Annotated in this window: 3 protein-coding genes; all 3 read right to left on the bottom strand. The window is 65.0% G+C overall.

Annotated features, from left to right (window positions below):
* Positions 1-92 precede the first annotated feature (92 nt).
* Genes ACEN83_RS21625 through ACEN83_RS21635 form a run of 3 tightly spaced genes read right to left on the bottom strand, consistent with a single transcriptional unit; the run spans position 93 to position 16,065 of the window.
* Positions 93-11,900 carry an amino acid adenylation domain-containing protein gene (locus tag ACEN83_RS21625; protein WP_495578381.1) on the bottom strand — a complete coding sequence of 3,936 codons (11,808 nt, stop codon included), beginning with the start codon at positions 11,898-11,900 and terminating at the stop codon, positions 93-95.
* Entirely contained in the window at positions 11,897-14,995 is a 3,099-nt protein-coding gene (locus ACEN83_RS21630) for a non-ribosomal peptide synthetase (protein ID WP_495578382.1), read from the bottom strand. The genes ACEN83_RS21625 and ACEN83_RS21630 overlap by 4 nt, the downstream gene beginning before the upstream one ends.
* Positions 14,996-15,006: 11 nt before the next feature.
* Positions 15,007-16,065, bottom strand: coding sequence for a TauD/TfdA family dioxygenase (locus ACEN83_RS21635; protein ID WP_495578383.1), 1,059 nt, complete (start codon positions 16,063-16,065; stop codon positions 15,007-15,009).
* Between the last annotated feature and the right edge of the window lie 49 nt (positions 16,066-16,114).

Below are 16,114 nucleotides of genomic sequence, written 5' to 3' on the forward strand. Positions count from 1 at the left end.
CGTTCATTAGGGCGAGCTCAAGAACTGCTCAAACCAAATGACAATCTGTGGCCAGGACCACTTGCCTGTGGTCCTGACCAAGAATGAACAGCTTAGATCTGCGGCACCACCTCCCGGCCAAGCAGCGCCACCACGGCATCCAGACACTCATCCTGCTGCAGGATATCGAAGTGCCCGGCCGTCACCGTTTGCACCTCGCGCAGCCGCGGTTGCTGGCGTTCGAGCGTGGCGCGTTCGGCCGTCGGGTTGCCATCGGCCCACCAGCAATGCAGCCCGGCTTGCGGAATCGGCAGGGTTTCAACCTGCCGCGACAGCGCCTTCAAGCGCGTGCTGACCATGAACGTCTGGGCCAGCTCATCGGCACCGAGCAGCGCATAACCGCTGGCCTGATCGCTTTGGCTGTCGATCACCGCGCGAATGATCCGCGCCACAGCATCGTGGTCCCCCGCCGACTCGGTACTCAACGCCCGGGCGATCACCTCGCCATCCATGCCCAGGGTTGCACCGAGGAACTCGGCCAGATCCACTCGCCACTCATCTGCACTGGCAACGGCATTGGCCTGGGTCGGTACAAAGCTGTCCACCAGACCGACGAACGCCACACGCTGGCCCTGCTGTTCGAACAGCTCACTCACCAGCAACGCCAACGCCCCGCCCAGCGACCAGCCCAGCACGTGGTACGGTCCCTGGGGTTGTCTGGCGCGGATCGCCTCGACGTAGTCGGCGGCCATCTGTGAAAGCGAAATGTCCTGCCACTGCCGGTCGAGCAGCATTCGGCATTGCACGCCGTACACCGTGCGCTCACCGTCCAGGCGCCGGGCCAACGGCTCGTAATCGAACACCGTGCCGAAACCGGCGTGCAGGCAGAACAATGCCGGCTGATCCGCCACCAGCTGATTGAGCAGCAACAGCGGTTGCGGACTCTGGCGCACGGGCTGCTCATCGACACCGGACAACCCGGCAATCGTCGGCTTGGCCATCATGTCGCGCAGCTTGATCTGGAAATCCGGCGCGTTCAGCGCACGCACTTTCGAGATCACCTTGAGGGTGCGCAGCGAATCACCGCCCAGTTCGAAAAAATTGTCGGTGATGCCGACCTTCTCGATGCCCAGCACCTGTTGCCAGATGTCCGCCAGCGCCCATTCCAGCGGCGTGCGCGGGGCCACGTAGTCGCGGCCGGTGAAGGCCGGATCCGGCAGAGCCTTGCGGTCGAGCTTGCCGTTGGGTGTCAGCGGGAAGCGCGGCAGCACCACGACCTGCGTCGGCACCATGTAGTCGGGCAGGCTTTCGCGCAATGCCGCCTGGCAACGCGGGCCGAGGCCATCGTCTTGTGCCGCCACCACATAGCCCACCAGTTGCGGCCCCTGGCCGTTGTCCCGCACGACCACCAGCGCATCGTTGACCCCGACCTGCTCGCGCAAGCGGGCTTCGATTTCGCCCAGTTCGATGCGGAAGCCGCGCACCTTGACCTGATGGTCGATGCGCCCGACGTAGTCGAACACACCATCCTCGCGACGGCGCACAAGGTCACCGGTGCGATACAGGCGCCCGCCTTCAGTACTGAACGGATCGGCGACGAAGCGCTCGGCGCTCTGCCACGGATGACGATGGTAACCGCGCGCGACACCCCGTCCGCCGATGTACAGCTCACCGACCATGCCTATCGGCAGCGGGTTGAGGTCCATGTCCAGCACGTGCAGGCTGCGGCTGCCGACGCGTTGGCCAATCGGCGCGTACATTGCCTGGCAATGGCCGTCGGCGGCGATCTTCCACAGCAGCGGCGTGACCACGGTTTCCGTCGGGCCGTAGCCGTTGACCAGGTATTGCGGCTTGAGTGTGTGTTTGACCCGCTCGAACGTGGCGTCCGGCACCGCATCGCCACCGAAGCAGTAGATGCGCACCGGCGGCGGATCACCGCCCTGCAGTTCGGCGTGCTCGGCCAGTTGCAGCAGGTACGCCGGCGGGAAGCAGGCGACGCTGATGCGCTGGCGGTGCAGCACAGCCAGGGTCTGCTCGGCGGTCCACAACGTATTGTCACGAATGACCAGGGTCGAGCCGCTGATCAGCGCGGTGATCCAGCGTTCATGGGCGCCATCGAAGGCGAACGACATGAAGTGCAGTTCGCGATTGCCCGGGTCCATTTCGTACAGCTCGGCGATGGCCTGTACATGCATGCTCAGGGGGCCGTGGGCGACGGCGACGCTCTTCGGTTTGCCAGTCGAGCCGGAAGTGTAGATCAGGTAGGCCAGTTGCTCGGCGTGCACAGCACGTTGCGGTGCCGGCACCTCGACGTCGAGGTTCAATCGGTCCACCGCGACCATCGCCGTGCCCGGATTCAACTGCGCTGTGTCGCGCAGCCGTTCCTGGGTCAGCAGCAGGCGCATGTCGCTGTCGGCCATCATGTAGCGCAGGCGTTCCTGGGGGTATTGCGGGTCCAGCGGCACGTAGGCGGCGCCACACTTCATCACTGCCAGCAGCGACACCACCAGCTCCAGCGAACGCTCCATGAACACGCCGATCACGTCTTCGGCCTGCACGCCCTGTTCCAGCAGATGCACCGCCAACGCATCGGAGCGTCGGTCTAGCTCGGCGTAGCTCAGGTGCTCGGCATCGCGCTCGGCATAGCTGAGCACCAACGCCCTGTGATCCGGTTGCAGTCGCGCACGCTGACGGATCAGCTCGTGCACCGGTGTCTCGTCACCGCCCGCCACCACCGGCCGTTCGCCGTCCAGCGCCCGGCCTTCGTCCAGGGTCAGCAGGCCCAGCTCACCGACAGCACGCCCGGCGTCGTCGCACAGGCGCTGCATCAGGCTTTCCATGTGGCCGCGCAGGGTTTCGACGGTCGCCAGATCGAACTGGTCGCGCTGGTGCATGTACTCGATGCGCAGCCCCTCGTCGAGGCTGACCATCAGGTCCATGGCGAAGCTGGTCAGGCCGAAGTCGGACACGTCTTCGAAGCGCAGCGAGTCGCCGTTCCATTCGCGCAGGGTGCGGTCCACCGGCTGGTTTTCGAAGACGATGATGCTGTCGAACAACGACTGCCCGCCCTGCCCGGCCCAGCGCTGGATATCGCTCAGCGGGGTTTGCTGGAAGTCGCGGATGTCGAGGTTGCAGGCCTGGATCTCGCGCAGCCAGTCACCGACGCGGGCCTCGGTCGGCACGCTGTTGACCACCGGCAAGGTGTTGATGAACAGCCCGAGCATGTTCTCCGAGCCGTTGAGGGTTTCCGGGCGCCCAGACACGGTGGCGCCGAACGTCACCGTGCGCTGGACGGTGTAGCGCTGCAACAGCAGCAACCACGCGGCTTGCACCAGGGTGTTGAGCGTCACCTGCTGTTGCTGGGCAAAGGCCTGCAAACGCGCGGTCTGCCCGGCGCTCAGGTGCGTATAGATCGCGTGGTAACCCGCTTGCGGCGCCTTGACCGGCAAGGCGCGGGCCAGGTGCGTGGCGCCTTCGAGGTTGGCGAGTTTGCCTTTCCAGAACGCCTCGCTGGCCTCGGCGACTTGCTGGCCGAGCCAGTCGATGTAGTCGCGGTAGGCGGCCACCGGCTCGTGTTCATCGCCGCTGTAATGGCGCAGCACTTCACCGATCAGGCGCGACACGCTCCAGCCGTCCATGAGGATGTGGTGGTACGTCCAGATCAGGCGATAGCGGTCGTCTTCCAGACGCACCAGCAACAGGCGCAACAAGGGCGCGCGATTGAGCGAGAAGCCGCGTTCGCGCTCCTCCAGGGCCAGTTGGCGGACGCGTTCAGGCTGATCATCCAGCCCGCGCCAGTCCAGCTCGGTCAGCAGCGCAGGTGCATGGCGCCGCACCACTTGCAGCGGCTCCTTGTCGCCTTCCCAGAGGAAGGCAGTGCGAAGAATCCCGTGACGTTGGGCGGCATCGGCCCAGGCTTCACGGAAACGCGCGCCATCCACGCCGCGCACGCCCACTTCGATCTGGTTAACGTACAGCCCCGAATCGCCGTCCTGCACCGAGTGGAAGAGCATGCCTTGCTGCATCGGCGACAGCGGATAAACGTCCTCGACGTCGTCCGCTGTCAGTTCCAGCGCCTGATATTGCGCTTCACTCAGTTCGATTTTTGCTGCCGGTGCAACCACAGTCGGCACGGCTTGATCCGCCGCGACCGGTTGGGCGACCGTGGCCAGTTCGGCGAGGGTCGGATGGCTGAACACATGCTTGGGCGAAATGCTCAAGCCGGCCTTGCGTGCGCGGCTGACGGCCTGGATCGAGACGATGGAATCGCCGCCCAGTTCGAAGAAGTTGTCGTGCATGCCCACTTGCGGCACTTCGAACAACGCCTGCCATACGGCTTGCAGCGTCGCTTCCACGGCAGTGCGCGGCGCAACGTATTCGCGTACTTGCTGGTCCGGCTGTGGCAATGCGCGACGGTCGAGCTTACCGTTGGGTGTCACCGGCAACTGATCGAGCAACAACACGTGGCTCGGCTGCATGTGCTCTGGCAGCGCGTTGCGCAGGTGTTGCTTGAGACGATCAACAGCGGCATCACCTACGACGTAAGCCACCAATTGCTTGGACTTGCCAACGTCCAGGGCGATCACCACGGCTTCGCGCACCTGTGGATGCTCAAGCAGGCAGGCTTCGATTTCCCCCAGCTCTATGCGCAAGCCGCGGATCTTCACTTGATGGTCGATGCGGCCGACGTATTCGATCACGCCGTCTTCGCGGTAACGCGCCAGATCGCCGGTGCGGTACAGGCGCTCGCCCTGCTCACCGAACGGGCTGGCGACGAAACGCTCGGCGGTCAGGTCCGGACGGTTGTGGTAACCACGGGCCAGGCCGATGCCGCCCAGGTACAGCTCGCCCACACACCCCTGCACCTGCGGTTGCAGGCTGTCGTCGAGGATGTAGGTCACCAGGTTGGCAATCGGATAACCGATCGGCACGCTGAACCCGCCGTCATCGACACAGGTCCAGTGGGTCACGTCGATCGCTGCTTCGGTGGGGCCGTACAGGTTGTACAGGGCGACGTCCGGCAGGACGCGGAACAGGCTGTGCTGCAAGTCTGCCGACAAGGCTTCGCCGCTGCACATGATCTGCCGCAGGCTGGCGCAACGCTCGAAGCCTTCGCCCTGGACAAACGCCTGCAACATCGACGGTACGAAATGCAGGGTGCTGACCCGGTACTGCTCGATCAGGCTGACCAGTTGCGCCGGATCGCGATGGGCCCCCGGTTCGGCCACGGCCAGCCGTGCGCCGGTCATCAGTGGCCAGAAGAACTCCCAGACCGACACGTCGAAACTGAACGGGGTTTTCTGCAAGACGGTGTCGCGCCCGTCCAGCGGATAGGCGCCCTGCATCCACGCCAGGCGGTTGTACAAGGCATCGTGACGGTTGGCCGCGCCCTTGGGTTTGCCGGTGGAGCCGGAGGTGTAGATCATGTAGGCCAGCGATTGCAGCTCGACCACGCAGGGCAGGTTTTCCTCGCTCAGCCCTTCGAGCAACGGCGCCATGTCGTCCAGGCAGATCGCCGTGATGGCGGCCGGGATCGGCAACTGCTCAAGCAGATGACGCTGGGTCAGCAGCAGGTGCACGCCACTGTCGTCGAACATGTGCTCCAGGCGTTCGCGCGGGTAGTCCGGGTCCAGCGGCACGTAGGCGCCGCCGGCCTTCATGATCGCCAGCAAGCCGATCACCAGTTCCAGCGAGCGCTCGGCAGCGATGCCCACCAACACTTCGGCGCCCACACCCTGACGGCGCAACAGGTGCGCCAGGCGGTTGGCCTGTTGATTGAGCTCGCGATAACTCAGGGTCCGGCCGGCAAACACCAGGGCCGGGGCCTCCGGGGTTTGCAGCACCTGGGCTTCGAAGCACTGGTAGACCGGGCGCACATCCGCCCAGTCCTGCACCGTGCGGTTGAAGCCTTCGACCTGCTGCGCCGTTTGCACGGCATCGAGCAGGCTCAAGCGCCCCAAGGGCTGTTGCGGCGCGCAGACCATGGCATCGAGCAACGCCACCAGCCGAGTGCTCAAACCTTCGATGGCTTCGGCACTGAACAGTGCCACGTCGTAGTTGAAACGCAGGTCCAGGCATTCGCCCAGCTCGGCGGCAATGGCCAGCGGGAAACTGGTCTGGTCGTGGTGACCGAGGCCGGAGAATTTCAGCACGCTGCTGTTGCCCTCCTCCAACGCTTGCGCCACCGGGTAGTTTTCGAACACCAGCAGGGTGTCGAACAGCGTCTCGCCGGAATGACCGGCCCAGCGCTGCACGTCCGCCAGCGGCGTGTACTCGACTTCGCGCAACCTGAGGTTGAGCGCCTGGACTTCATCGATCCATTGGCTGACCGTACGCTCGGGGTGCGGCGTGGCGATCACTGGCAAGGTGTTGATGAACAACCCGATCTGCTGCTCGATGCCTTGCAGTTCACTCGGACGCCCCGACACCGTGGCGCCGAACGCCACCGTCGACTGGCCGGTGTAACGCTGCAATATCAACAGCCATGCGGCTTGCAGCAGGGTGTTGGGCGTGACGCGGGCCTGGCGGGCGAACCCGCTGAGACGTTCGGTGGCGGCGCGGTCCAGGCTGAGGTGCAGGGTGCGATGTCCGCTGCACTGTCCTGCGACCGGCCCCGGCAAGGCGCCGGCCAGACGGGTCGGCTCGGTGAACGCCTGCAATTGCTCCAGCCAGAACGCTTCGCACGCAGCGCGGTCACGGGTGCCCAGCCAGCCCATGTAATCGCGATAACGACCGGCGCTCGGCGCGGGCATGATTCCGCAATACCGTTGCAGCACTTCGCCGAACAACTGCGAGGTGCTCCAGCCGTCCAGCAGGATGTGGTGGTTGGTGAAGATCAAGTGATGGCTGTCATCGGCGGTCTGCACCAGGGTCAGGCGCAGCAGCGGTGCCGCCGTCAGGTCGAAACCGCGCAGGCGATCGTCCTCGGCCAGTCGCTCCAGCGCGTGCGGCAGATCAGGCCGGTCGCGCCAGTCGAGCAGGCTCATCGGCAACGTGGCGTCGGCGAGGATCACTTGCAGCGGCCGCGAGCCGTTGCTTTCGCTGAAGAACGCCGCGCGCAGCACTTCATGGCGCGCCAGCGTCTGCTGCCAGGCATTGCCGAACGCCTCGACGTCCAGCCCCTGCACATCCACGCGCATCTGCGGCACGTAGGCACCGGCATCCGGGGCGAACAGGCTGTGGAACAACATGCCTTGCTGCATCGGCGACAGCGGCAGGATGTCTTCGATGCGGCTGGCCGCCAGCGGCAAGGCATCGAGCTGCGCCTGATCGACGCGCACCAGCGGTACGTCGCTCGGGGTCAGGCCACCGGCACCGCTCAGGCAATGCTCGATCAGCCGTTGCAACTCCATGGCATAGGCATCCGCCAGGTGCTGTACGGTTTGCGCTTTGAACAGGTCGCTACTGAAGGTCCAGCTCAGGCGCAGTTGGCCAGCGTAGACCTGGCCGTTGATGCTCAGGCCCCGGTCCAGCTCGGCCGAGGCGCCCTGCTCGGCACCGCCGCTTTCCTTCGCCGGACGCCACGGCGCCTGCTCGTCGAAGCTGGCGTCGAACTGGCCCATGTAGTTGAAGGTGACCTGGGGTGACGGCAGCGCCTCAAGGCCAGCCTCGGCCAGATAGCGCAGGATGCCGAAGCCGATGCCTTTGTCGGGCACGGCACGCAGCTGTTCCTTGACCGCCTTGATGCTCGCGGCCAGGTCGTCGGCTGGGGTGAGCTTGACCGGGAAAATCGAGGTGAACCAGCCCAGGGTGCGGGTCAGGTCGATGTCGTCGAACAGGTCCTCACGGCCGTGGCCTTCCAGTTTGACCAGGGTCGACGATTGACCGGTCCACTGGCCCAGCACCCGCACCAGTGCCGTCAGCAACAGGTCGTTGACCTGGGTGCGGTAAGCCGCCGGGGCGTCTTGCAGCAGTTGGCGGGTCAAGGTGCTGTCGAGCACGGTTTCCACGCTGACGGCGTGCCGGCTGGCCAGGCTGCCTTGCGGGTTGTCCGCCGGCAGTTGCACCGCGACATCGTGATATTGGGCTTGCCAGTAAGCGGCTTGCTGCGCCAGCGCCGGGCTTTGCGCATGGCCTTGCAAACGTGCGGCCCAGGCCTGATAGGCGCTGGTCTTGGCCGGCAGGCGCAGCGGCTCGGCCCGACGTGCCTGAGCGTAGGCGGCTTGCAGGTCTTCGAGCAGCAGGCGCCAGGAAACGCCGTCCACCGCCAGGTGATGCACCACCAGCAACAGGCGCTGGCCTGCCGCGCCCATGTCCACCAGCAAGGCACGCAACAACGGGCCGTCCTGCAAATTCAAGCTCGCCTGTGAAACGTTGCACAGTTCAAGCAGTTCATCGGCATCGGCGGCTTGGCGCTGCCACAGTACATCGGCGCTGCTCCATTGCTCGGCTTGTGCCTGTTGCCAGACACCATCGACCCGATGCAAACGCAGGCGCAATGCGTCGTGATGTTCCAGCAACGCCGCCAGCGCCTGTTGCAGGCAGCCGCTGTCCAGCGGCTCGCGCAGTTCCAACAATACCGACTGGTTCCAGTGATGACGGGCTTCGATGGTTTGTTCGAAGAACCAGTGCTGGATCGGCGTCAGCAACACGTCACCGCGCACCGGCCCCTGATCGATGACCAGCCCGGCGCTGCGCACAGCGACCTTCGCCAGGCTCTGCACGGTCTGGTGCTGGAACAGGTCGCGCGGGGTGATGCGAATCCCGGCCTGACGCGCGCGGCTGACCACCTGGATGGAGATGATCGAGTCACCGCCCAGCTCGAAGAAGTTGTCGTCGATGCCTACGCGCTCAAGCTTGAGCACGTCTTGCCAGATCGCCGCCAGCTCGGTTTGCATGTCATCCATTGGCGCGGTGTACGCCAGTTGCGCCAAGGCTGCGTCAGGCTTGGGCAATGCGTTGCGATCCAGCTTGCCGTTGCTGGTCAGCGGCCAGTGCTCGAGTCTGATCAGGTGCGCCGGCACCATGTAGTCCGGCAGACCGCCCTGCAAATGTTCGCGCAGGGACTGGCGCAAATCCTTGTCGTCGTGGGTCGCGGTGAACCACGCCACCAGTTGCTGGCTGCCGTTGACCTGCGGTGCCAGGACCAGCGCTTGCTCGATGGCCGGGTGGCTTTGCAGGCGGTCCTGGATTTCCCCCAGTTCGATGCGAAAGCCACGGATCTTCACCTGATGGTCGATACGCCCGGCGTACTCGATGCTGCCATCGGCGCAATAACGCGCCAGGTCGCCGGTGCGATACAGGCGTGCGCCCGGCTCAGTGGCGAACAGGTCCGGCACAAAGCGCGTGGCGGTCAGGTCGGCACGCTGGTGATAACCCCGGGCCAGACCGGCACCGCCGACGTACAGCTCACCAACGCAACCCTTGGCCACCGGGTTCAGGCGCGGGTCGAGCACGTACCAGCGCAGGTCGGCAATCGGCTCGCCCAGCGGCGAGCTGTTGGCGCCATCGAGGTCGGCGTGGGACAGCGGGCGGTAGGTCACGTGCACCGTGGTTTCGGTGATGCCGTACATGTTGATCAGCAATGGCTGCCGGTCGTCGAAAGCGTCGTACCAGGGCCGCAGGCTGGCCACGTCCAGCGCCTCGCCACCGAACACCACATAACGCAGGGCCATGCCTGGCGCGTTGGCGCAAGCGAACGGCATCAGCTGGCGGAAGGCCGAGGGGGTCTGGTTGAGTACCGTGACACCTTCATCACTGAGCAAGCGGGCGAAGTCTTCCGGGGAGCGGCTGACCGCGTGCGGCACGACCACCAGCTTGCCGCCGTAGAACAGCGCGCCAAAGATTTCCCATACGGAAAAGTCGAAGGCGTAGGAATGGAACAGGCTCCAGACGTCGTCCGCATTGAAACCGAACCAGTGCCCGGTGGCGCTGAACAGGCGGGTCAGGTTGCTGTGGGGCAGCAGCGTGCCCTTGGGTTTGCCGGTGGAACCGGAGGTGTAGATGACGTAGGCCAGGTTCGCTGCAGCAGTCAGGTTCGGCAGGTTGTCGGCGCTGGCCTCATCGAGCCAGTCGCTGGCGTGATCGAGGCAGATCACTTCAATGCCTTCGTTCAATGGCAGGCGCGGCATCAGGGCCGAGTCAGTCAACAACAGGCGTGTGCCGCTGTCGGCGAGCATGTAGGCCAGGCGATCCTGCGGGTAATCCGGGTCCAGCGGCACATAGGCGCCACCGGCCTTGAGGATCGCCAGCAGGCTGACGATCATCTCCAGCGAACGCTCCAGGGCGATGCCCACCAACACGTCCGGGCCCACACCGCGTTCGCGCAGACGATGGGCGATGCGGTTGGCGCGACTGTTCAGTTCGGCGTAAGTGAGGGTGATGCCTTCGCAGGTCACGGCAATGTTGTGCGGGTGCGCGGCGGCCTGGGCTTCGATCAGTTGATGGGCACACAGGGCATTCGCAGCTTCTGGCGCGTTGATTTCGGCGCTGCGATTCCAGTCCAGCAACGTGGCTTGCTTCTCGGAGGCGTCGAGCATGCACAGGTCGGCCAAGGCCACACCTGGGTCGCTGCAGATGGCCTGCAACAGGTTCACCCAGTGGCGGCCGAGACGCTCGATGGCCGCGGCGTCGAACAGTTCGGTGGCGTAGACGAACGACGCGTGGATGCCCTCGTCGCTTTCGACGGTGTCGAGCATCAGGTCGAACTTGGTGGTCTTTTCGTCCCAGATCAGCGGTTCGACGCTCAAGCCCGGCAAGTCCCAGCGTTGCGGGTCGCCACTGTCGCGCTGGTGGTTGAACATCACCTGGAACAGCGGCGTGTGGCTCAGGCTGCGCTCCACGCCCAGGCCATCGACCAGTTGCTCGAACGGCAGGTCCTGATGGGCCTGTGCGCCGAGCGCTGCGGCCTTGACCTCGGCCAGCAATTGCACGAACGGCTGGTCGGCCCGGGGCTGGCTGCGCAGCACCTGGGTGTTGACGAAAAAGCCCAGCAGGTTTTCCACGTCCTGTCGGGTACGGTTGGCAATTGGCACACCGACGCGAATGTCCTGCTCGCCGCTGTAGCGATGCAACAGCGTCTGCAACGCAGCCATCAGCAGCATGAACAGGGTGCAGCCTTCGCGGCGGGCCAGCTCGCGCAGTTGAGCGGTCAACGCAGCGGGAATTTTCAGCTCGACGCTGGCGCCCTGCTGGCTCGGGATCGCCGGGCGACGACGGTCGGTCGGCAGGTTCAGTGGCGGGTGTTCATTGCCCAGCTGTTCGCGCCAGTAATCGAGCTGGCGCTCGGCCTCGCCGGCCTCCAGCCACAGGCGCTGCCAGCGGGCGAAGTCGGCGTATTGAATGCCCGGCTCCGCTAGCTGCGCGGCCTGCCCTGCACTGAGTTGTCCATAGAGTTGGGTGAATTCCTGCAACAGGATCGGCAGCGAGCCGCCATCGGTGACGATGTGGTGCAAGGTCAGCACCAGCACATGTTGCCGGGCATCGAGGCGGATCAAGCGGCAGCGCATCAACGGGCCGTGCTGCAGGTCGAACGGCTGCTCGGCGTTGAGGGCGATCTGGCGTTGCAGTTCGATGTCGTCGGCGGCAGTGACCTCGACCAGCGGGGTGTCCATCTGCGGGTGGATGCGCTGCAGCACTTGCTGTTCGTCGAAGACGAACGTGGTACGCAACACCTCATGACGTTGCACCAGTGTTACCAGGGTCTGCGCCAATGCATCGCGGTTCAGCTCGCCATTGAGGCGGAAGGCACCGGTCAGGTTGTAGGCCGTGGCCTGGGGCTGCATCTGCCAGAGGAACCACAAGCGCTGCTGCGCGTAGGACGCCGGCAGCGTGTCGACGGCGCGGTCCCGTGGCGGGATCGGCAGTAATTCCAGGGTCAGCCCCTGAGCGTGCATCTTTTGTTGCAACGCACGCCGGGCGTCCGCGCTCAAGCCGCAGAAACGCTGGGCCAGGGTCATCATTCTGTCCGGTGCAGCACTCATTGCGCGTGTTCCTCATCCACTTCGTCGAACAACGCTTCGAGGGCGTCTACATCGTTTTCCTGGTGTTCACTTTGCTGGCGGAACTGCTCGATCTGCGCCGCCAGGCGTTCCAGGGTGTCACCGTCGAAAAACAGCTTGAGCGGGATCGCCAGGTTCAGTTCGTCCTGAATCCGCGCGCGAATGCGCGTGGCCAGCAGCGAGTGCCCGCCCAGTTCGAAGAAGCTGTCGTGCACGCCGACGCGCTCGACATGCAGCGCTTCGGCCCAGATCGCCGCCAGGGTTTTTTCCAGGTCGTTGCGCGGCGCGACGAAGGCGCTGCGGCGCACATCGAGATCAAGCAAGGCCTGGCGATTGAGCTTGCCGTTGGGCATCAGCGGGAAACCTTCCAGCACCTGCAAGCGCGCCGGCTGCATGTGCTCGGGCAGCGCCTCGGCCAGATGGCTGCGCAATTCGTTGAGGCGGATGTCGGCGGTGTCCGCCGGGGACACCACGAAGCCCAGCAGTTGCGGACCGGTCGGGGTTTCCCGGGCGATGACGGCGGCGTCCTCGATGCCCGGTGCGCTGCGCATGGCCGCTGCGATTTCGCCCAGCTCAATGCGGAAGCCGCGGATTTTCACCTGGTGATCGACCCGGCCCAGATACTCCAGCACGCCATCGGCGCGATAGCGCGCCAGGTCACCGGTGCGGTACAGGCGTTGGCCCTCCGCGTTCGCGAACAGGTCGGGGACAAAACGTTCGGCCGTCAGCGTGGCACGCTGCAGGTAACCCCGGGCAATACCGGCACCGCCGACGTAGAGTTCACCCTCGGCGCCCACGGCCACCGGTTGCAGGTCCGGGCCGAGCACGTGAATGCGCATGCCGGCTATCGGCTGGCCGATCGGAATGCTATCGGCGTCCTGGCCGAGCGGCAATTCCCAGGCCGAGCACCACACGGTGCCTTCGGTCGGGCCGTATTCGTTGACCAGTGCCACCCCCGGCAATGCTTCGCGATGTCGCTGCACCAGGGCGTTGCTGCAGGCTTCGCCGGCAACGATGACGCAGGCCAGGGCCTGCTGATCGAGGTGTTCGAGAATCTGTGCGTGGTACGACGGCAAGGTCAGGTAGTGGGAAATCTCTTCGCGTTGGATCAGCGCCGCGAGTTGCGCCGGATCCTTGTAGCTGTCCTCGTCCGGCAGGCACAGGGTCGCGCCCTGCCCCAGCGCCCAGAACACCCCAGCCACCGAGCTGTCGAAGGAGAACGACGAGAGCATCAGGAACGCGCGCAGCGGCTGGCGATAGAACCCAGTGCGCGCCAGGGTCGAGGCCACGGCGTTGGCATGGCTGATCATCACGCCCTTGGGTTTGCCGGTGGAGCCGGAGGTGTAGATGACGTAGGCCAGGTTGGCGCTGTCGCCCTGAGGCGCAGGTTCGGTTTGCGCAGCGGCCCAGACCTCGGCCCCCGGCATCAGGGAAATTATCCGCTCATGACCCAATGCGTCCGGCAGCGGTTGGCAGGCCAGCACCTGGCGCGCGCCGGTATCGGCGAGCATGAACGCCAGGCGCTCGATCGGGTAGTTCGGGTCCAGCGGCAAGTACGCAGCGCCGGCCTTGAGCGTACCCAACAAGGCGATGACGATTTCCAGCGAGCGCTGGCCGTAGACCGCCACGATTTCATCCGCCGCCACGCCTTGGGCGCGCAAGGTATTGGCCACCTGGTTGGCGCGCGCATCCAGCTCGGCATAGGTCAGGCGCTGACCGTTGATGCTCAGGGCGATGCGTTGTGGATGCAGGCGCGCCTGTTCGCCGAACAACTCCTGCAGGAAGCGGCACGGCAATGCCTGGCCGGTGGCGTTCGGGTTGAAGCCCTCGATCAGGCGGGTCAGTTGTGCCGCATTGACCAGACTCGCCTGAGCCAGGGTCAGCTCGGGCGATGCCAGCAATTGACGACTGAACTCGACAAACTGCTCCAGCCATTCGGCCAGCATCGACTCCGGCAGCGCACCGTCGAGACATGACAGCTGCAACTGCTCGCCCTGGATAAGCAGGCGCAGGACTTCGGGGTTGGCGTCGTCCACCTCGATGTCGGCATCAATGGCGGCTTGATAGACGAAGCCGTAACGCAGCGGCGCGGTGCCTTCGGCGCTCAGTTCGAACTCGTTGAGGCAGTCGAGCCAGGACAGCGACTGCTCAACGCTGGCCGCAAAGGTGGCCAAGGCTTGCGTCAGTGTCTGCTGGCTACGGTGCTCGAAGGCCACCGGCAGACGCCGGGCGAATCGGCCGAGGGTGGCGGCGGTCTGCTCGTTGCGACCGTCCACCTGCCAGCCCATCAGCAGTTTTTCCTGTTGGCCGATGCGTGCAACGAACGCGGTCCACAGCAACAGCGCCAATTGCTCCGGCTCAACGCCCGCTTCGACAGCGGCCCGTTGCACCCCAGCCAACCATGGGCCGTCAATCAAGGTGGCCTGACGACGAACCAAGGTGACATCGAGCGCTTTTTCGAAGGGCAAGCGATGGGCCAAGGCGAACTGCTGTTGCAGGTTGTGCCAGAACGCAGCGCCCTGGTGGCCGATGTCTTCTTCGCGCAGCGCTTGCTGCCACGCGCTGTAGTCCAGGTATTGCAGCGCGTCCTCGTCTTCGACCAGGGTTTCGCCGCGCAACAGACTGGCGATTTCAGCCGACAGCACCCGCAGCGAGGCCTGGTCGAAGCTGCACGCCGGGGTCAGCAGAGTGACGATGGATTGCCCTGTTTCGCCCTCGACCTGTGCCACCACCAGCACTTGATTCGAATCTTCAACCAGGACTTCACGGCTGCGGCTCAAGGCCTCGGCCACCGAAGACTGGTCGCCCAGCACTGTCAGTGGCAGCGCTTCGCACAGGCTCTGCACCGGCCACTTCATGCCCGGCAAGCGGCGGTACACCGTGCGCAGGGTTTCGTGACGCCGGCCCAGTGTCTCCAGCGCCGCCCGCAACGCCCGGGCATCCACCGGCCTGGCGACCGGCAATGTCAGGGCGGCGAACAGCGGCTGGGCGCCCAGTTCCTGGACGCGCAAATAAAAGGCCTGCTGGGCCGAAGTCTGGAAGACGTCTACCGAAGGTTCGAGGGCGGTGGTGTTCATGTCGGGTGTCCTTATTCCTGATCCAGGTCGGCGCTTTTCTGCGCGATGGCCATGGCCGTGAGGATTTTTCTGTAGCCGGTGAATTCGTTGCGCGCATGCACGCTGAGGATGTTGTCGAGCAGGACCACGTCGCCCTTCTCCCAGGCGAACTCGACCATCACCTCGCGGTAGATGCCTTGCAGGTGGCGAATCACGTCGTCGGGAATCGGCGAGCCGTCGCCGAAGAAGGTGTTCTGCGGCAGGTCTTGCGGGCCGAATTCACGCAGCAGGTTGTCGCGGATGCTGTCAGGCAGGGTCAGCGCGTTGAAGAAGGTGCCGTGGTTGAACCAGATGCGCTCGCCGGTCAGCGGGTGGCGCACGATGGCCGGACCGTTCTGCCGGGTGCGCAGGCGGTTGCCGGACTTCCACTCGGCCTGGATACCGATCTTGGCGCAGTAGGCTTCGACCTCGGCGCGGTCCTCGCTCTGGAACACGGTCTGCCACGGCAGCCCCATGCCGTCACCGTAGTTGCGCACGTACATGATGCGTTTACGGGCGAATTCTTCGCGCACCGCCGGGTCGATCCGCGCGAGGATCTGGCGGGTATCGCCGAACGGCGTTTCGCCGCCGGTGGCCGACGGGGTGTCGCAGTAGAAATACAGGTGACGCGGGAACACCGGCGAATACGAGTGTTCGTTGTGCGGGAAGATTTTCTCCGGCGCCGGGTAATCGGTGGAGCTGTAGATCTTGAACTGACCGGTGATCTGGGTGCGTGGCGAGGCGCGGAACAGGTACTCCAGGGCGCCGCCGGAAATCGCATCGACGCAGCGGTTGAACTCGCCGATATCGGCCACCTGGAAGCCACGGAACAGGATCACCGCGTGCTCCAGCAGCTTGCTTTCGATCAGCGCGCGATTCTGGCTCGCCCATTCCACCAGGTTCACGCCGGACACGGCCGGACGGCACACCAGCGGCATGCTGTGGCCTTCGAACATCGGCGCAAAAATCACCAGCCGCGTCGGATCGGTGGACAGGCTTTTGCGGGCACCACGACCCATCTTGGGAATGGACTTGGTCGTTGAAACGGTCATAAACCCCTCCAGAAAATGTTGACGGCGGCGCTAAAAGGACGCCGTCGCC

Source organism: Pseudomonas sp. Pseusp49, from assembly GCF_059491875.1.

Coding starts and splice junctions, on each gene's coding strand:
- ACEN83_RS21630 (WP_495578382.1), bottom strand. CDS start 14,995: ATGAACACCACCGCCCTCGAACCTTCGGTAGACGTCTTCCAGACTTCG.
- ACEN83_RS21625 (WP_495578381.1), bottom strand. CDS start 11,900: ATGAGTGCTGCACCGGACAGAATGATGACCCTGGCCCAGCGTTTCTGC.
- ACEN83_RS21635 (WP_495578383.1), bottom strand. CDS start 16,065: ATGACCGTTTCAACGACCAAGTCCATTCCCAAGATGGGTCGTGGTGCC.